Genomic DNA, 18,480 nt, shown 5'->3' on the forward strand with positions numbered 1-18,480 from the left:
CTAATTTAGGAGATTCTCATGTCAACGATGCAATGTGACGTTGTAAGTGTTAAAGAGTCTTTGTACTCAGGCACTGTAACTATGCTAATTGCTAAAGGTGCTGGCGGTGAGTTGGGTATTATGCCTGGCCATGCTCCGTTGGTAACTTTGCTCAAGCCGGGCGCAATCCGCGTTCTGCTTGAAAATGGTACAGAAGAATTGATCTATGTATCAGGTGGTGTACTTGAAGTTCAACCGCACGTTGTTACAGTACTTGCAGACACTGCAGTACGTGCTGACAACCTTGATGAAGCAGCAATTATTGAAGCTCGTAAACAAGCTGAACAATTGTTAGCAAATCAAAAGAGCGATTTGGACGCTGCTGCTGCATTGGCTGCTCTTGCAGAAACTGCTGCTCAGTTGGAAACCATCCGCAAAATCAAAAACCGCGCTCAATAAGACACGGTTTGAGATTGAAAGAGCCACCCGAAAGGGTGGTTTTTTTATGCCTAAAGTATTTGAAAAAACTGATCAATCTAAAGTTGCATATATTTTATTCATATTTTGATTTATTCTCATTCAATTCAACTGCCTAACACTGCCTTATGAATCTCATCGCTTTTGAACCTCACTTTTGGGAACTTTACCAAGACTTTGATCACTATTATTTAAGTATTGCGGTCGATATGAGTTCGGTGGTGTCTTGTTGGGATGTGGAATTGACGCATGAAGAAGTGCAGCAATATGAGCATCGTGGTCGTGTCAGTATTCAAGAACTGGCAAAAGAGATGGTGGCTGAAACCTATAGAGGTGATTTTAGTTCTTTGGAAAGTCGCTTGGTGAAACCGTATGAACGACAAGCCATGCAAGCTGCGTTTAAAACATGGCAACAGCAGCAACAAGCTGAGTAACTGGTTTATGCGGTTATGGGTTCATCGGTAAGATTGAGAACTCGCCATTTGCAATAATTTTAAGCTTAAAAATTTCAGTAAAACCTTCTTCATAGCAGGGAATTTCTGATTTCTTATAGGTGGCTCGAACTCCAACTTCGGGAATATTGGCTTTACCTTCTCTATAGCTATTACGTTCTAAAGTACTGGCCAAATCAGTGTCAAAATAATAAGCAATTACATCAAAGCCAGCATCTCGCGTACGTTGAATATACCGCGCACGATCCATACGTGTCGGGTTGGTGTTATCAATTACCATTTTGGTTTTAGACACCAAACCAGCTTCAAAAATTATATTTTCACGATGTCGGGTTTTCAGCATATCAAGATTAATACGCAAATGACTGTGATATAAATTCAACATATAAAATGTGGATTTACCCGATGCTTGTACACCGGTGAAAATAATCAGTTGCATAGTGGATGAAAAAATCTGTAGACCTTATATTACATATTAAAGCAGCTACGGGCTTTTGCTACAATTTTTGCACTGCCAATAACAACAAAATAGGTCAGGACTTTTTATGTATACACTTCGATTATGTTTCTGCTTATTGCTGGCAACGCCGCTGCTTGCCTGCCAAAGCCAATATGTCACCACACCGAATGTCGCGACTGAAGCCGCATTGGTAGCGGAATCAGTGGATAATGGCATCAGTACAGAACTTGAAATTCCCTATTTATCCGCTTTTCGCAACCTAAGACAAGCCTATAACCACTGTGTGGCGTTCACCTCAGCAGAAGCTTATGTGTATACTGACAATCGACTGGAAGAACATTTAGAGCAGGGCACGCTGATGGCGCGTACAGAAAATGGCGCTTTTCTACATAAAATGTTGGTGGAGGGAATGGGAGCTGACAAAACTCGAATTACCCTGTTTCTGCCAGCCAAATTTCATTTTGCCCAAGCCCGTTTTAAGCAAGATGTGCAACGTGCACTTGGACAAGATAAAAACTGTAATACCTATGAGTTTGCTCAATCTTAAAATAGGAAAAAGAGGCAGTTGTTTATTTTCTGGTTGGGAGATTTTCTATGCTTAAAAATTCTATGCGTTTCAAATATTTGAATATCGGTTCTTAACACTATGTGGGAAGTTTTAGATTAAAAAATATTGTGAATTTACAGCATGGCACTTTGTGATGTGTGGTCGATCAACCGATCATCAGGTACTGAATCACAAGAAGTAGCAAACCGAGAGAATTGCTTACAAATTCATCACGCCGACCAATTTATTCTTCCTCTATAGTAGAGCTAGGTTGTTTAAAAAATAATCTCAACACTTATAAGATGGAGAGAATAAATATGGCAACAATGAAAGCAGCCGTAGTGACTGCATTTAATCAACCACTACAAATACAACAAGTCGAAATTCCTAAAGTCACGCCGGGCAAAGTCTTGGTCAAAATTATCGCGACAGGTGTCTGTCATACCGACTTACATGCCATGCATGGCGATTGGCCTGTTCAGCCAACCTTACCTTTTATCCCTGGACATGAAGGTGTCGGTGAAGTAGTTGAAATTGGTGAAGGAATTGAACATTTAAAAGTTGGTGATATCGTCGGGATTCCTTGGTTATATTCAGCGTGTGGGCATTGTGATCATTGCTATGCGGGCTGGGAAACCTTATGTAAACAACAACAGAACTCAGGCTATTCAGTCAACGGCAGCTTTGCAGAATATTGCTTAGCAGATGGTGATTACGTCGGTGTGATTCCTGAAGGTGTCGATCTATTAGAAATCTCACCTATTCTATGTGCTGGTGTCACTGTTTATAAAGGATTGAAAATGACCGAGGCCAAAACAGGGGATTGGGTCGCCATTTCCGGTATTGGTGGTCTAGGTCATGTGGCAGTGCAATATGCCAAAACAATGGGCTTTAATGTCGTAGCGATTGATGTTGATGACTCAAAACTTGAATTGGCCAAAAATCTCGGTGCCGATGTCGGCATTAATGCCTTAAAAACCGATGTAAAAGAAGCAGTGTTGCAGGCAACGGGTGAAGGCTGTCATGGTGTCTTGGTGACGGCGGTTTCTCCGAAGGCCTTTGAGCAGGCTGTTGCCATTGTCCGTCGTGGAGGTACCATGGTCTTAAATGGTTTGCCACCCGGAACTTTTGACTTGTCGATCTTTAATATGGTGCTGGAGGGAATTACGGTATGTGGTTCAATTGTTGGGACACGTCTGGATTTAAAAGAAGCACTAGATATCGCTGCGCGCGGTAAAGTCAGAGCACATATTCATGTTGAACCGCTCGAAAATATCAACGATATTTTTGATCGTATGGAAAAAGGTAAAATTGATGGCCGTATCGTGATTGATATGCGGCTTTAATGCAAAATCCCACAGGCAACATAACATAGAGCAAAATCAAGACAGACCGATTCAGTATGATTGAAAGGTCTGTCTTGCATGTTTAGAGCTAAGAGAAAATTAGCTTTCTGATGTTTTTTCTTGAGCTGAATGATCTGAAATGATCATGCTGGCAAGTTTAACCATCTCCAGTTGGATATTACCCATTTGATTTTTAATTTTCTGAATATCGACTTGAGTTAAATCCATTTGACCATTTAAAAAGGGTGAAGCCAAAACTTGCTGATTGGCAGCTTGTAAATTGCTGCGAATATCATTGATTTCAGTACTTTTTAGGTTCAGTCCACTGAGTGCCTGATTAAAACCTTTCAATTGTTGTTGCAGCTGATCGGCTGCTTTTTGTAGTTGAATCGGGTCTTGGCTATTGACTGCCGTTTCAATATCGCTTTGGGTTTGTTTCAATTGCTCAACATAGCTGCCCGCTTTCAATTGCATGTCGGCGACATCACGGACAATGTAAAACATATTGCCGCTTTTTAGATTTTGTTGCTGAGCCGCTGATTCTGTTTCAGTTGCTTCATGATGCTCAGAGGAAGCCGTATTGGATAATTCAACTTCTTCAGTGGTAGTTTGAATGTCTTGCTCAGGTGCTGTTGCAGGGTCACAACCGATCAGCACCAAAACACCACTAAAAATGGCAAAAGGGAGAAGGGCATTCTGCACTAGCTTTTTCATTCAATCATCACTATGTGTTAAGTCTATGCTTTGAATATAGGGGCAGAATGTGGATTAAAAATAGATTGTTGCAAAGCAATAACAAAATAATCGCTTGAACAAAAAAAAGAGGGCATTTGCCCTCTTTTGATGTTTTGGTGGGTTTAACCCGCAATGATTTTGATAATGGCGTGGCTGACGGCATTCATTAAAATGTAGTCGCCATTCACTTTAATCCATTGTTGGTTTTTGCCTGGTTTAGATAATTTTTTGTATTTGGTGTGGTCTACTTTGTAGCTATGACCACGGTATTCAGAAGGTACTTTTTGTCCAGAACGCCAATCATGTGAAGGATTTACGGCTTTTTTCTTGTTCTGGCTTTGGTTTTTTACTGGTGTGTTTTGTTTAGTGTGCTGTTGAGCTTTCGTATTTTGATTATGCGCAGGTGCATGTTGTTGGCTATTTTGCGGTGCAGCCATTGCTGGAGCAGCAACAAGTGCTGTCGAAATAGATAAAACGATAGCTTTCATTAATGTATTCATAAGTTCACCTGTTTACTGCTGGATGTGATTTGATAAGACTCATCATAATGAGTATTTACAGGGAAACTTTGAACAATGTATATGTGAAATATTAAAATAATGGATAAACTATGTAAATTATCATTATGTGATAATTGATAACTATTATTGTGATAATTTAAAATGATCAATCTCAGTTAAAATCAAAATAATCTTAACTGAGAGATTGAGATATTGGCGAATTATTTGGCTAATTCAGCATTAATGGCATCGACAATACGTGCATCATCTGCCTTGATGTCAGGTGCAAATCGAGCCACAACTTCACCTTGTTTATTCACGAGGAATTTTTCAAAGTTCCAGAGCACTTCAGGCTTTGGATTTGGTGTTAAACCGTATTCAACTAAATCATCCCACCATGGGCCTTCACCAATGCGTTCAGGAATGGCTTGGGTTAAGGTTTGATAAAGGGGGTGTTTATCCGCGCCTGCAACAGAAATTTTTGCAAAAAGTGGGAAATCGACCTTGTAGTTGATCGAGCAAAATTCTTGAATTTCCGCTTCAGAACCAGGTTCTTGTTCTAAAAAGTTATTGGCAGGAAAACCTAAGACTTCAAAACCTTGTGATTTCTTTTCTGTATAGAGTTTTTCTAGGCCTTCATATTGCGGTGTTAGCCCACATTTAGAGGCCACATTGACCAATAATAAAACCTTGCCTTGGTATTGATTGAGTGTGGTGTCATCACCTTGGATGGTTTTTACCGGGATATCGTAAACTGAAGCTGACATATTCGTTCCTAATTGAAGTTGTGCCTTTCATCCTTGTTTTAAAGGGAAATCTGGTGAACAGCAAGCTTTTATCGATAGGTTTTTCGCATAATTTTTGTAGTACTTTGCAGAATTCGAGCTGATGCTTGCTTGAGTGCTTGGCATTTAACTAGTGGCACGGTGTTGGTTTGGGGTTTTTCCTGTATAGCGTTTAAAAAACTCAATAAAGCTTGAGCTGTGTTGATAACCCAATTCATAGCTGAGAGCTTTAATAGACTGACCAGCGCGGAGTTGTTGAATGGCATAAATAATTTTCGCACGGTTTCTCCATTCAGAAAGGCTCATTTGCAGTTCGTTCTGACTCAGCCGCAATAACTGACGCTCACTCAAAACAACATTGGATAAGCATCGCTGTAGGCTCAAGCTAAAATGATCTACATCTGCGAGCTGCGCTAAGATCGGCTTTAACACCGCATCATGGCTTTGCGGCAAATAATGTTGATGTTTGGGCGCTGTTTTTAACTGGTCGAATAAGACTTGTAGCAGGTGTCGATAGGGTGGTGTGGTATGTTGCTCTGTAGGAAAGGCCAAAATTTCTTGCACCAACAAACGAAAGAAAGGCTGGATGCTAAACACTTCAGTCTGCTTGGGAAAATCTACGCAGAGATCTGGTGCCAGTCGGATTGCCACATAATGAATGGGTTGTTCATCAATCGCGACCGAGCAATGTTCTGTATGTGGGGGAATCCACACCCCATAACTGGCAGGTGAGAGATGGTGTTGTCCTTGTATCTCATACTCGAAAATACCATCGAGACAAAAATTAAAATCACCCCAAAGACAACTGTGCGGATAGACCGTATCTAATGTGGTGTAGTGCGCTTCAAAAAGCTCGATTTGTTGTTCAATCGGTGCTGATGTCATATATGCCTAGGTGTCGATGTCTGAACTACAATATAAATGTCTGAAATCATGTATTTCAATTAAAACAGACATCACTCAAAATACCTAGACCAATCTTTGCACAATATATTGAGGAGTCAGACATGTTGCTTCAAGCGCGTTGGGCGAAATTTGCAATTTGTTTGCCTCTGATCGCGGTATTTATATGGTCGTTGAATATTACCGTCACCCGCTATGTAACTGATTATATTTCACCGGTCAGTATCAGTTTTTATCGATGGTTTATTGCATTTTTGATCCTGACCCCCTTTATGCTGAAAACCGTTTGGCAGCAAAGACAGTTAATCATGCAGCATTGGCAGCAATTGGCTGTGCTGAGTGCTTTTGGCATGGTGTTATATCAAGGCTTGGGCTATACCGCTGCGCATTATACGACGGCGACCAATATGGGCATCATCAATGCCTTTATCCCTGTTTTTACGATTGCCGTTGCATTTTTCATACTTAAAGATGTGCCCAACCGCTATGCCATCTTAGGCTGTGCGATTTCATTTACGGGGCTATTGTTTGTCATTGCGCAAGGCGATTTCAGTCAATTACTGAATATGGGCGGACATTTCGGCGATATCCTCATGATCTTCGCAGTGTTCTTTTATGCCTTTTATGGGGTGTTTTTAAAAAAATGGCAATTGAAACTTCCGCTACTGTTGAGCTTATATGTACAAATTTTCTTTGCCGTTTTATATCACTTGCCATTCGTGTTGTATTTAGGCATTGACGCGATTAATCCTGCGAATGCGCCAAGTGTATTTTATGCGGCAATTTTTCCATCATTGATTGCACCGTTGGTATGGATGTTGGCTGTGCAACATCTCGGGCCGAATCGCACCAGTATTTTTATGAATTTGATGCCGGTATTTACCGCGATTATTGCCTATTTCTGGTTGGCTGAGCAGTGGATGTTTTATCATACCGTCGGCACAGTGATGACGATTACTGGGGTGATCTTGGCGCAGCGTAAGTAAATCTAGTAAAAAGATGAAAATTTACGAGAAGTATTGATTAAAAAATAAACAAACAAACTTATTTTTTTATAGAGCAAATCTTTTGAAAATGGATTTTTGAGTGTAAAACTGAATTAAAAAAACAAATGCTCGTCTTAAAAATCAATCAAAAATAGATACATATTTTGACTAAGTAGTTATAAAATCACAAATAAAGTGCTTATCAGTAGTTTTATTTATATAAAAAATCTATTTGTTAAATTTAAAAAAATATTACATAATACTTTCATCGTAAATGATGAAGTAATTCTTAATAATTACTTGATATTTACCCAGAGATTGTAAGACCCTCTGGATGTGATTTTATACACATCCTTTTTTATGCTCAGCCATCCCTATATGGCTGAGCTTTTTTTTGTCTGTATTTTCCCGAAAGGCAGGTGTAGACAGGCATCCGAGCTTATGCGCGGATGATTTCACCTGTTTCAGCATCAATAATTTTGCTTGGTTCTTGGCTTAGGCCGAGATCACCATTTAAATAATTGAGTTCATTGGCAAAATACTGATTGGCTTCTTGTAAGGAACGTGCAGGGGTTAATCCCGCAGGATTGGCACTGGTAGACACAATAAAGCCATTAAAAGCTTGGCATAAAGCCACACATAAAGAGTGGGTAGTCACACGGACTGCGACTTTTGGATGATTGCCTTTAATCCATGTTGGAATATGGTCACCAGCTGGTAATAACCATGTGGTTGCACGCTCATTGGGTTTACGGTTGGTCCATGTCGCAATGACTTGCTGACGCATATCTTCTGTTAAGCCTTGGAGCAGGTGTTCAACTTGAGCGACATTGGCAGCCAATAAAATCACGCCTTTTTCAATGGGACGTTGTTTTAAGCGCAAAATTTCGAGAAAGGCTTGCTCATTGTAGGGATCACAGCCCAATCCCCAAACAGCCTCTGTAGGATATGCGAGAACCTGACCTTTTTTAAGACAGGAAGCTGCTTCTGCAACAGAGGTGGTAATCATTTCTATAGACCTTAACTGATTCGACAAAGGACTATTGTGAACCTAATTTACCCATTCGACAACGTAAGTAGTGTCCGGCTTGTTGTGTGGCATAGCCCATTAACTCTAATTCCATCAGTTGACTGGTCAATGTCGCGGTATCAATTTTGAGTTGAATGGACAATTGATCAAGGCTTTGGCCGACCCAATCAAGCTGCCGATACAGCGCAATTAAATGTTCTGGGATAGGTGCGGGTGGCGGGGTGTCCGGTGTTGCTGTTTCGGGTGTCGCTATTTCGGTGGTTGTTAAGGTTTTGGCAGCCTGCGATTGCCACTGTGTGGCCAGAGCTAGGTCTTCAATGACCTGTTGTGGATGATCAATCAAAATTGCACCTTCGCGTATGAGTTGATGGCAACCTTGATGCGATTCACTATAAATATGGCCTGGGATGGCAAAAATAGATTTGCCTTGTTCGGCAGCGCGTTGAGCTGTGATCAGTGAACCACTTTTTAATGCCGCTTCCGCCACGATGACACCAAGGCTGAGCCCACTCACGATACGATTTCGATGTGGAAAATGGTATTGCAATGGGGGAGTGTGTGGAAGAAACTCACTGATTACGGTTCCCCCATGTTGGATGATTTCTTGTCTTAAACGCTGATGTGCGGTCGGATAAGTTTGATCTAAACCTGTACCCATCACGGCAATGGTTCTGTGGTGTTGTATGGCAGCGCGATGTGCCGCTTCATCAATTCCTTGTGCTAAACCGCTATTAATATAGAACCCTTGCTCACTCAGATAATAAGCAAAATCATAGGCAATTTGCCGACCTTGGGGACTGGGTTTGCGACTACCTACAATCGCAATCTGTGGTTGCATCAAGGCTTGGGCATTGCCTTGTCCAAATAGAATGGGCGGCTTGTCGCTATAAGGTAAAAGCTGTTGTGGATAGTTTAGGTCTTCAGGAATCAGTACAAAGTCACTGTATTGTTGAATATCCTGGAGACATTTTTCAAAGCTAAGCTGTCCACTTGGACTATGAAATTCTTCAAAGCGCTGTAAATGATTTTTATGCAGTCCTAATTTTTGCCATGTGGTGATTTGATCAGGCTTAAGGGCGTGGTGTAGGGCAGGATAGTGCTGCTGAATTTTATAGAAACTACGAAGTGAGTGTTGCACCACAAACCACAGGCGAATGTAATCTAAATGCAAGTCAGTCAATGAGTTGAGCATAATGAGACCTTTGAATCTGTCTTCTTTTTATGGTTTAAAATTATTAGTGATATTGTTGTTGGATAATAAAAAATGAGGCTGAAATACAACCTCATTTTTGTGGATTTAGAATTAGTCATCCATCAGTGGGGGCTGAATTGTTGCACCTACGTTGATTGGTAATTCGCTTTCAAGTACATAAGCATAGCTTAAGTTATCAAACGTTTTGAATACCATGATGTTACCAATACGTTGTCCTGGAAGTTGAACACGTTCTTTGGTTTTTGGATCAGTCACGATTTCACCTTTTTGGTTCACGCTAAAGACTTGACCAGATTGAACGCCTTGCAAGCTACCACGGTCTATCGTCACCACACTGTGAACCGCTGCGGTACCAATAGAACCCATGACACGGACAACACTACCGCCAGCAGTGACATTTTCAGCATTGGTTGGATAGAACAGCGTTGGCAGCATTGGGTCATATTCAGGAAGAACACGATCACCACGACGAACTTCGGCATTATAAGTATCGGTCAGTTCTAAAGTGGTAATGTCATTTTCACCACGAACGGCAACACCTGAAGCGACTTGAGTCAGTTCTAAACCTGCGTTGTATTTTTTGCCGTTTGCATCGGTAAAGATGTACGGTTCGCCTTCACGATAAACAGCATAACGTTGACCGACTTGCATGCCTTGGCCGCGTGCATAAACTGTTTGGCCTTTGGCAGCTAATACACGTTGATCAGCTGTACCTAAAATGTAAGGTGTACCTTCAACAGAATCAGCGGCAACAATCATGCTGCGCTCAAGCCATTGCTTAATATATTCCAATGGAATAACCGGAATCGCACTATTTAGGGATTCAACACGAACTTGTGGTTGAAGTTTAGTGCCACCTGTATAGCGACGAATAATACCTTCACAGCCATCACCTTCATCCTTGCCGATGATTGGGCGGCCATTGTAGGTACACATTAATAGGCGGTCACCTGGGAAAATCCAGTGTGGATTTTTCACGTGTTTATTGCTCGCCCAGATTTCAGGCCAGCGCACAGGATTTTTTAAGAAACGCTTGGAAATATCCCACAACGTATCGCCTTTTTTCACCACATAAACTTGAGGCGCACCTGCCTTCAATGACGGTGGATTGACGTTACGAGCAGGGGCAGCTTCTGCAACACTGACCATTCCCATCCCCACACTTACACAGACTGTAAGTGCCAATAATTGTTTTTTAAACCCCAAGGCACTAAAAGTTGGCATGCCCTTCAAAACCTTTTTCATTATCATAATTCCTAAAATTATGTATGTAACTGCGTTATAATAACGATATTACACACAATTTTTTGATGAAGCATTCCTTCATTTTGTTTTTTGATCAATGGCATAAGTGAGGACGTCGTATGGCCTTATTACCTATTTTAAGTTTCCCCGATCCCCGTCTTCGTACCATTGCAAAACCAGTCGAAGAAGTTACTGATGAAATTCGTCAGTTAGCAGCCGACATGTTTGAAACTATGTATGAAGCACCGGGAATTGGCCTGGCAGCAACACAGGTAGATCACCATATTCAGCTGATAGTCATGGATTTATCTGAAGAAAAAGATCAACCCATGGTGTTTATTAACCCCAAAATTACGCCATTGACGCAAGAGACGCAGCCCTATGAAGAAGGCTGTTTATCAGTGCCTCAAATATACGATAAAGTTGAGCGCCCGTCACGTGTAAAAATTCAGGCAATTAACCTTGAAGGTCAATCATTTGAAGTGGAAGCGGACGGACTTCTCGCAGTTTGTATCCAACATGAAATGGATCACTTAAATGGTAAGTTATTCGTCGACTATCTATCGCCTTTGAAACGTCAACGTGCACGTGACAAAGTGGAAAAATTGGTTCGCCAACGTCAAAAAGATAAAGTCGCAGTTAAACGTTAATTGATCGCGGTTAAAAAATACCTGAGACAAGCCCAATTTCGATTGGGCTTTGTTATACTTGGGTCAGACAAATGTTAGGGTTTGCCTGTATTGTTTCGTAGTGGAGTGCTGCTGTCCTTTGCAGCCGTTTTTTTGCAGATTGCTGTTTTTTTACAGCCATTGTTGCCCAAGCAATATCAAGTTGCTCCGGTCTGCGAAACCATTACGCGTGCACTTTTACTTCCCAATGTTCATGCTGAACATACCGCACATTCACACCATTCCTCTTCCGCTCACGCAGAGCAGGTTCAAGTCGATCATACTGCCCATGAACATGATGCCAGTCATCAATGTCAGTATTGTACGGTCTATGGCAATTTGGTTTTGCCTCCTGAACTTGATGTAAAAGAAGTGCTTGATCGAATTCAAGTTCGTTTAATTGCTTTTCAAAAAGCTTTCAAGCATGTCTGGTTTGTTCTTCAACAACTCTTTTTACTTCCGCAAGGTCGAGCCCCACCACTCGCTGCATAAATCCGACGTTTTTTTTAACTTGGGTCGTTGAGGACTCAGGTACGCCTTTATTTATGTATTTTGTGAGATAAACATGGCTCAGCCTAAATTTTTTCTACAGCCTCTTGCGGCTGCAATTTGTGTTGCCTGCTATTCAACTACGGTGATGGCTGACGAGATGTCAGTAGAGATGACGGAAACCAATGCCGTTCAGACTTTGGCACCGATTGTGGTGACGTCACATCAGGGGAATGATGCCAATGGCCTGATTGTTCGTGCCAACCCCAAACAGCCGATTCAACCGATACCTGCCAGTGATGGGGCCGATTATTTAAAAAGCATTGTGGGGTTTAGTGCCATTAAAAATGGGGGAACCAATGCAGATCCAACCTTCCGTGGCATGTTTGGTTCACGCATTAAAATTTTGACCGATGGCACAGAAAATCTCGGGGCGTGTCCAAGTCGTATGGATGCACCAACGTCTTATATTTCCCCTGAAAGTTATGACCGAATTTCAGTGATTAAAGGCCCTCAAACGGTTCAATATGCCAATACAGGTTCTGCTGCAACAGTCTTGTTTGAACGAAAACCTGAACAATTCGATGCTGATAAAAACTACCGTGGTCAAGCCAGTGTGATGATCGGTTCTTATGGTCGTTTAGATCACAATGTCGAAGCGGCAGTCGGTGATGAGAAAAAATATGTCCGTTTGAATGCCAGTCGTTCTGTTGCGGATAGCTACCAAGACGGAGATGGTAATACTGTGCCGTCAGACTGGGAGCGGTGGAATACAGATTTGGCTCTTGGTTGGACGCCAAACGAAGATACATGGGTAGAACTTACTGGAGGTAAAGCCGATGGTGAGGCGGTATACGCAGGCCGTTCAATGGATGGTTCGCAATTTGCCCGTGAAAGCTTAGGCCTTCGTGTCGAGAAAAAGAATGTCACGGAGGTGATTAAAAAAATCGAAGCACAGGTCAACTATAGTTTTAATGATCATGTCATGGATAACTTCAGCTTACGTGAGTTTCAACCAAGTGGCATGATGAATATGCCAATGGCATCGAATGTTGCTCGCAGAACATTAAATGCACGTATGGCTATGACACATGAATGGGATAAGATTGACTTTGTCACAGGCATTGACACACAGAACAATGAACATAGCATTCGCAAAGGGATGCGCAATAGCTATAAAGACAAAGCACGTGAACCCGATATGAAGTTTCAGTCATATGGTGGTTTTGGAGAAGTCAGTTATCAATTGAGTGACAACAATAAGTTGGTTTCGGGACTTCGTCTCGATCAAGTGCAAGTGAAAGATGAGCGCGCCGCTTCGAAAGCGAGTGGCTATAACACGGAGCTGAATGAAACATTACCAAGTGCTTTTATTCGTTTTGAAAATAAGCACCCTGAACATGACAATGGTAAAACCTATATCGGTCTAGGCTATGTAGAGCGCATGCCAGATTATTGGGAATTATTCAGCCCAAAATCAGGAAATGGTCATAACAATACATTCAATCATATTGATACAGAAAAAACGCTTCAGTTAGATATGGGTTATCAACATGAACATAGCGCTTTGAATTCCTGGGTATCGGCTTATGCAGGTTTAGTGAGAGATTATATTTTAACAAGTTATAAGTCTGGATCAGGAATGATGAAGGGTATGGAAGCACATAGCCGAAATGTGGATGCCACCATTGCGGGAGCTGAAGCAGGGATTGGCTATCAATTTAGCGATCATATTCAAGCCGATGTCAGCGCAATGTATGCGTGGGGTAAAAACACCACAGATGGCAAGCCGTTACCGCAAATCTCACCTTTAGAAGCACGTATCAACTTACGTTATATTCAAGATAATTATACTTTGGGAGCGTTTTGGCGTGTGGTTGATGGGCAAAATCGTATCAGTGCGTACCAAGGCAATATCGTGGGTTATGACCTGAAAGAAAGTGCAGGTTTTGGCACACTGTCTTTAAATGGTACTTATCATATTGATGAGGGTGTAGATGTATCTGTGGGTGTAGATAATCTCCTGAATAAAACCTATACCGAACATCTAAATAAACTGGGTGATGCAGGGACAGGTTTAGCGACCGATCAACAGTTTAATAATATTGGTCGCAATTATTGGGCACGTATTTCGATGAAATTCTAAATCTTGATATTTGTTATCCAAAAAGCAGAGCGATCGCTCTGCTTTTTTTATTGGTGCATACTGGCCAGTTGTTTGGCCTTACTTTGATACAGTGCTAAACCGAGTTTTTGAATCGCACGGCCTTTTTGCTGTAATTTTTGACTTAAACTTGGGACATGCTTAGCGCCTGAATACAGGACAAGATTTCTAGCCAATAAATAATAGGCAAACCATGCGGCGGACTGTGGTTTGAGCCCTAATTTATGCATGCGTTTTTTGCCAATAAAAAATTGTGTCAGCTCCAGATGTTGTCGATAAGCCAGTTTTTGCTGAAGTGCTCGGAGGTATTTGTACTGTCGTTCAAAAGGTTCTTTAGAGAGACTGGCGCCGAGAGCCATACTGCTTGCATCAGATTGAGGATGTACAAATTGCATCCAATACAACAGTTTCCAACCATCAGATTCTTTTTCAATTAACCATTTGTCATCAATACCCATCAACCAACCCACATAACGCCAAAAGTGCAAAAAGCTTTCAGTCTCTTGTTTTGATGGAAAAATCCCTAAAGCGCGAATGCCCAAAAGTACCACACTGCTAAAGGCAAGATTGGTCATCGCCAAGTCAAATTGATTCATCGGCACCCCCCACGTTGCAAAATCCCAGTCTTTACCTTTTTGGAGTTGATGCCGTACCACAGCATGAATAAAACGCACATAAATCGTCGATGTAAATCCCGCATACAAACGTTCGAGTCCGCGTTCTTCAGTGATATCTACCCACCATTTTGTGGTTTCAGCCAGACGTGTACCTGCTTGTTTATTTAAAGCACCGGTCAGCATGAGCGGCTGATTGAAACCGGGGAAGAGATAACCCACCATGAGTGAAAGATCTCGCAATATAAAGCCATTGTTAATCCCTAGGCGATGGGTGAATTCAAGGGCTTGCTGTATTTTTTCTGGCTCTAACCAAGGCGGTGTTTGTTCAACATGCTTAAAAAAATGCTCGAGCTCAGGAATAGGAAAGGGGAGCTGCTCGACACCTTTAAATAAGGCGATTTCAAAATATTCACGATGCTGTTTAGGGTTCTGCATCATCCACGTGAGCACTTTTTCCATCTGTGGATCACCACATTGCAAGGCTTTATTGAGGGCAAGATATTGAGCGTAATTTGGCTGTGCAGCCTGACCCGTCAAATGAGACAACAGAAAACTCAGTAGATTAGATTGCTGCGTGGCCTGAAATGAAGCCAGTCGGGTATTGAAGTGAGTGGTCATGTTTTGATCTTCAATGTTATTGTTGCATACCACACTAATATGAATATTTATTCGCATTCAATTCGCATAACACTATCGCATTGGAGAGCAATAGAATGAGAAAAAGACCACAACAACAACGCGCGAAAATGATCGTGGAAAGCATTTTGCAAGCAGCGCAGTTGTGTATTGCAGAACAAGGTTTACTGGAGCTGACGACGCCCAAAATTGCGGAAAAATCTGGTGTGAGCGTTGGATCGATTTATCAATATTTTGAAAATAAGGAACAAATCGTAGACGAGTTACTGCTCAGAAAATCAGAACAATTGGGGTTAGCACTAAAAAATATAGTCGTGGAGCAAGAGCAGCACAGTATTTATGAGGTGATCCCACTTTGTATTCAGTTTGGCTTTGATATGTTGAAAGCTGATCGTGGCTTCTTCATTGAGATCTTAAAACATTGGCATCAATACAGTCATTCAGATGCCTCTCAGGTTTTGGAAAAGCATTTTTTTGAAGTTGGGATGTATTTATTTAATCGTTATTATTCACATTGGAACTTTGAAACGCTGAAACATCGCTCTTTTGTGATTATTAACAGTACTTTATTTACCATGATGCGCTATGTGAGCAATAATAGTTTTTTAATTACAGAACAGCAGCTTAAAGTTGAATTGTCAAAGATGATTTTGGCGTATTTAGATAGTGAATAACACTGAAAAAATAAATTTGTCTATTAAAGAATCTATTAAATTCTGATCCAAGATATGTGAAGATAGATTAATAATAAATCAATAACTTAAGATAATAAATCAGGAACATCATCATGGTTTCTTTGAGTTTGCAGCAACTGTCCAAATCTTTTGCGGGAAAACGTATATTTTCAAATTTAAATTTAGAGTTAAACGAATTCGGAATTGTCGCTGTTGTTGCTGAGAATGGAGCAGGGAAGTCCACCTTACTTGCGATGATTGCTGGGATGTTGGATTTTGATGCAGGCAATATTTTGATTAATGATCAGCAATATGCCCCTCACAATAATGAATACAAGAAACTTGTGGCCTATGTGCCAGATAAAAGCCCTATTTATGATTTTTTACAAGGGCAGGAGTTTCTGAATTTAATGTGTGATATTCGAGGGATAGCGCATGAGCAGTATCAAATCTTCATTGAAAAATTTAAATTAGAAAACTATTTAGCCACGCCGCTTGCTGAAATGTCTTTTGGTACTACCAAAAAGTTTTTATTGGTCGCAGCCTTAATGACCACTGCACCATTACTGATTTTAGATGAACCGAGCAATGGCTTAGATCAAAATGCCTTGGCTGAATTAACAAGCATACTTTTACAGCAGAGCCAATCGAAATTGATTTTATTGTCTTGTCATGATCATGTATTTAGAAACAGTCTTGCAGCAAAAATCATCGAGCTAGATCGGCTAAAGTCCAATGAGCAGGCAGCATGAATAGACAAATATATGTTGGGCAGCGAACAATCATAAAAACGCTTTTGAAATACCGGTGGACATTTTATGTCAAGACCACAGCAGACGCAGTTGCACGGCAAAAGCATTTACTTATTTTGGTCGCATTAATTCTCGGGCCAATGCTATTCGGACTGCTCTTATCATTAGTGCAGCCCATGATTGATTTGGTTTATTGCAAATCATTAATCACAAATCTGTTTCTTTGGACTGGCTTTCTTGCCTTAAATGTATTTTGGTGTGCGATACAGCGTAAAGCTTTGAGTGGTGGGGAAGGGTATCGCTATCTAGCGCTATTGCCCATCACGCTTAAAAGTCGCTTTGCCGTGGAAATCAAATTGTTAGGCAGTTTAAGCTTTTTGCTGTTATTGCCTTTTGTTTTAGCACTTTTATATGTTTGGGTTGAGTATGAGCTTCTAGCTTCCATTGGCATCAGTGTATTGATGCTTCTTTGGATCTTTAATTTATTAATCATACAAATGCTGTTTTTACAACAGAATCAATATTGGGTTTTAGTCTGTCTTTTGACATATTTGCCCATTTTGAGTCTAGCGATATTGGACGCTCAACTCGTTGCGCTGTTGTTATCTACTTTCATCTGTATAGCGGTAATAAAATTTTGGCTGCTCGGCAGAAAATCAAAACCAATAAAGCTGCAAGTACCTAACGTATTTGTGATACAGAAATATAACCCACTCTGGCTCAGTCAAAATAAACTCATTATTCGTCAGGTATTTCATAAAAGATTTCTTACCCATCGTATTGCCAGTATCGGTATATCAGTTACAGCGGTCGTGATTTTGCATTGGTTCGCCACACAGGTGGATACTTGGAACATCATGAGCCTTGATTTTACTGCTTCACAATTATTCCAATTGATGTGTGCCATCTATATTGTACTGAGTTTATTCAATCTAGGCGTGATAAAAATGGACTTAAAATCAAATTTTGAATATACAGAGCGATTCTGGATCATTCAAGGATTCACACTATAGCAGCTCAGAAAATACGAGTACTGTGTTTTATTAATAATTGGTTTAATGATGAGTGTGCCAGTCTTGATGTGGCAACTGCTGAAAGGTGGATTCGTTGATGTGCTATTGATGGCGACATTATTTTGTATCGCCATTCCATTTATTCAATGGTTGTATAGAAAACCTGAAGAAGTGCACGGTGTTATGCCAAATTTAATGTTTATCATATGGGTGCCTGTGGCGTATTGCATGCTTTCTGTACGCTAAAAACACTTTTTTAAGTAAAAAACACTGATTTAGTAGAATAAATAAACAAACGTAATGAAAAACTAAAAATAAATGGAAAAAGGTGTTGCAACGAATATGAAATGCTGTAGAATGCACATCCATCGGCGGTGATGAAGATTAAAACTTCTGATAAAACAATAACTTGGTTAAATTGATTGAGTTGGGTTTTATTTGATAAGTTTAAAAATAATTTGAATTACCGGTTGACTCTTTAGAAATAAAGAGTAATATAGCCGACCTAGCTTGCTGGTGACGAACCAATAAGAAGATCATTAAGAGATTATGAAGAACAACTTGTGTGGATTTTTACTGATTGATCGAAATTATTTTCATTGATTGATGGTAGGAATTACTCGAAGTTTATTTGAGCAAATTTTTGTCAGTAATTGATGAGCCAAGATTGGTACCCTTTAAGGTACTATTGATTTTAAACTGAAGAGTTTGATCATGGCTCAGATTGAACGCTGGCGGCAGGCTTAACACATGCAAGTCGAGCGGGAATAGGTAGCTTGCTACCGATTTCTAGCGGCGGACGGGTGAGT

21 protein-coding genes and 1 rRNA gene are annotated in these 18,480 nt (G+C 40.7%); 13 read left to right on the forward strand and 9 right to left on the reverse strand.

Going from position 1 to position 18,480, the window contains the following annotated elements:
* Positions 1 to 18 precede the first annotated feature (18 nt).
* A complete protein-coding gene (locus FTT98_RS10810; protein ID WP_180022171.1) occupies positions 19 to 438 on the forward strand; it encodes a F0F1 ATP synthase subunit epsilon in 420 nt (139 codons plus the stop codon).
* 146 nt (positions 439 to 584) lie between these two features.
* Positions 585 to 890: a hypothetical protein gene (locus FTT98_RS10815; RefSeq protein WP_180022170.1), complete on the forward strand. Its 306-nt coding sequence runs from the start codon at positions 585 to 587 to the stop codon at positions 888 to 890.
* A gap of 13 nt (positions 891 to 903) precedes the next feature.
* Here FTT98_RS10815 and FTT98_RS10820 read toward each other — a convergent pair whose 3' ends face one another.
* Positions 904 to 1,347 carry an AAA family ATPase gene (locus FTT98_RS10820; protein ID WP_180039756.1) on the reverse strand — a complete coding sequence of 148 codons (444 nt, stop codon included), beginning with the start codon at positions 1,345 to 1,347 and terminating at the stop codon, positions 904 to 906.
* Between the two features lie 106 nt (positions 1,348 to 1,453).
* Between FTT98_RS10820 and FTT98_RS10825 the strand changes: the two genes are divergently transcribed.
* Both FTT98_RS10825 and adhP read left to right on the forward strand, forming a co-directional pair.
* Positions 1,454 to 1,915, forward strand: coding sequence for a hypothetical protein (locus FTT98_RS10825; RefSeq protein WP_180022168.1), 462 nt, complete (start codon positions 1,454 to 1,456; stop codon positions 1,913 to 1,915).
* Between the two features lie 317 nt (positions 1,916 to 2,232).
* On the forward strand, positions 2,233 to 3,261 hold the full coding sequence (adhP, locus tag FTT98_RS10830; protein WP_180039754.1) for an alcohol dehydrogenase AdhP: 1,029 nt from the start codon (positions 2,233 to 2,235) through the stop codon (positions 3,259 to 3,261).
* Positions 3,262 to 3,360: 99 nt separating this feature from the next.
* Here adhP and FTT98_RS10835 read toward each other — a convergent pair whose 3' ends face one another.
* From FTT98_RS10835 to FTT98_RS10850, 4 genes are all read right to left on the reverse strand, one after another.
* Positions 3,361 to 3,975, reverse strand: coding sequence for a hypothetical protein (locus FTT98_RS10835; RefSeq protein ID WP_180022166.1), 615 nt, complete (start codon positions 3,973 to 3,975; stop codon positions 3,361 to 3,363).
* 143 nt (positions 3,976 to 4,118) lie between these two features.
* A complete protein-coding gene (locus tag FTT98_RS10840; RefSeq protein WP_078191466.1) occupies positions 4,119 to 4,496 on the reverse strand; it encodes an RcnB family protein in 378 nt (125 codons plus the stop codon).
* A gap of 221 nt (positions 4,497 to 4,717) precedes the next feature.
* Positions 4,718 to 5,263 carry a glutathione peroxidase gene (locus tag FTT98_RS10845; protein WP_111885877.1) on the reverse strand — a complete coding sequence of 182 codons (546 nt, stop codon included), beginning with the start codon at positions 5,261 to 5,263 and terminating at the stop codon, positions 4,718 to 4,720.
* Between the two features lie 144 nt (positions 5,264 to 5,407).
* Positions 5,408 to 6,166: a helix-turn-helix transcriptional regulator gene (locus FTT98_RS10850; RefSeq protein ID WP_180039752.1), complete on the reverse strand. Its 759-nt coding sequence runs from the start codon at positions 6,164 to 6,166 to the stop codon at positions 5,408 to 5,410.
* 122 nt (positions 6,167 to 6,288) lie between these two features.
* Between FTT98_RS10850 and FTT98_RS10855 the strand changes: the two genes are divergently transcribed.
* The gene (locus FTT98_RS10855) at positions 6,289 to 7,170 is read left to right on the forward strand and encodes a DMT family transporter (RefSeq protein WP_180039750.1); all 882 of its coding nucleotides are present in this window, start codon (positions 6,289 to 6,291) and stop codon (positions 7,168 to 7,170) included.
* Between the two features lie 439 nt (positions 7,171 to 7,609).
* Here the strand turns inward: FTT98_RS10855 and FTT98_RS10860 are convergent, their stop codons facing one another.
* The 3 genes from FTT98_RS10860 to FTT98_RS10870 all read right to left on the reverse strand — a co-directional run bounded on the left by FTT98_RS10860 (position 7,610) and on the right by FTT98_RS10870 (position 10,658).
* Entirely contained in the window at positions 7,610 to 8,179 is a 570-nt protein-coding gene (locus FTT98_RS10860) for an L-threonylcarbamoyladenylate synthase (RefSeq protein WP_111885874.1), read from the reverse strand.
* Positions 8,180 to 8,210: 31 nt separating this feature from the next.
* Positions 8,211 to 9,392, reverse strand: coding sequence for a DNA-processing protein DprA (gene dprA, locus FTT98_RS10865; protein WP_180039748.1), 1,182 nt, complete (start codon positions 9,390 to 9,392; stop codon positions 8,211 to 8,213).
* Between the two features lie 111 nt (positions 9,393 to 9,503).
* Complete coding sequence (locus tag FTT98_RS10870) at positions 9,504 to 10,658, reverse strand: LysM peptidoglycan-binding domain-containing protein (RefSeq protein WP_180039746.1); 1,155 nt, start codon at positions 10,656 to 10,658, stop codon at positions 9,504 to 9,506.
* 119 nt (positions 10,659 to 10,777) lie between these two features.
* Between FTT98_RS10870 and def the strand changes: the two genes are divergently transcribed.
* The 3 genes from def (at position 10,778) to FTT98_RS10885 (ending at position 13,961) form a co-directional block, all read left to right on the forward strand.
* On the forward strand, positions 10,778 to 11,308 hold the full coding sequence (gene def, locus FTT98_RS10875) for a peptide deformylase (RefSeq protein WP_078191459.1): 531 nt from the start codon (positions 10,778 to 10,780) through the stop codon (positions 11,306 to 11,308).
* A 90-nt stretch (positions 11,309 to 11,398) separates the two neighbouring features.
* Positions 11,399 to 11,818 carry a DUF2946 family protein gene (locus tag FTT98_RS10880; protein ID WP_180026133.1) on the forward strand — a complete coding sequence of 140 codons (420 nt, stop codon included), beginning with the start codon at positions 11,399 to 11,401 and terminating at the stop codon, positions 11,816 to 11,818.
* A gap of 73 nt (positions 11,819 to 11,891) precedes the next feature.
* A complete protein-coding gene (locus tag FTT98_RS10885; RefSeq protein WP_180039744.1) occupies positions 11,892 to 13,961 on the forward strand; it encodes a TonB-dependent copper receptor in 2,070 nt (689 codons plus the stop codon).
* 47 nt (positions 13,962 to 14,008) lie between these two features.
* On the opposite strand, the gene FTT98_RS10890 is transcribed toward FTT98_RS10885, so the two are convergent.
* A complete protein-coding gene (locus FTT98_RS10890) occupies positions 14,009 to 15,214 on the reverse strand; it encodes an oxygenase MpaB family protein (RefSeq protein ID WP_180039742.1) in 1,206 nt (401 codons plus the stop codon).
* A 95-nt stretch (positions 15,215 to 15,309) separates the two neighbouring features.
* Here FTT98_RS10890 and FTT98_RS10895 point away from each other — a divergent pair, with 95 nt between their 5' ends.
* From FTT98_RS10895 to FTT98_RS10915, 5 genes are all read left to right on the forward strand, one after another.
* Positions 15,310 to 15,906, forward strand: a complete 597-nt coding sequence (locus FTT98_RS10895; protein ID WP_180039740.1) for a TetR/AcrR family transcriptional regulator — start codon at positions 15,310 to 15,312, stop codon at positions 15,904 to 15,906.
* Positions 15,907 to 16,019: 113 nt separating this feature from the next.
* A complete protein-coding gene (locus FTT98_RS10900) occupies positions 16,020 to 16,658 on the forward strand; it encodes an ABC transporter ATP-binding protein (protein ID WP_180039738.1) in 639 nt (212 codons plus the stop codon).
* A complete protein-coding gene (locus FTT98_RS10905) occupies positions 16,655 to 17,671 on the forward strand; it encodes a hypothetical protein (protein WP_180039736.1) in 1,017 nt (338 codons plus the stop codon). The genes FTT98_RS10900 and FTT98_RS10905 overlap by 4 nt, the downstream gene beginning before the upstream one ends.
* A 48-nt stretch (positions 17,672 to 17,719) precedes the next feature.
* Positions 17,720 to 17,917, forward strand: a complete 198-nt coding sequence (locus FTT98_RS10910; RefSeq protein ID WP_180039734.1) for a hypothetical protein — start codon at positions 17,720 to 17,722, stop codon at positions 17,915 to 17,917.
* 450 nt (positions 17,918 to 18,367) lie between these two features.
* Positions 18,368 to 18,480, forward strand: a 16S ribosomal RNA gene (locus tag FTT98_RS10915); the annotation flags it as partial.

Source organism: Acinetobacter sp. YH12039 (assembly GCF_013420015.1).
GTDB classification, from domain to species: Bacteria; Pseudomonadota; Gammaproteobacteria; order Pseudomonadales; family Moraxellaceae; genus Acinetobacter; species Acinetobacter amyesii.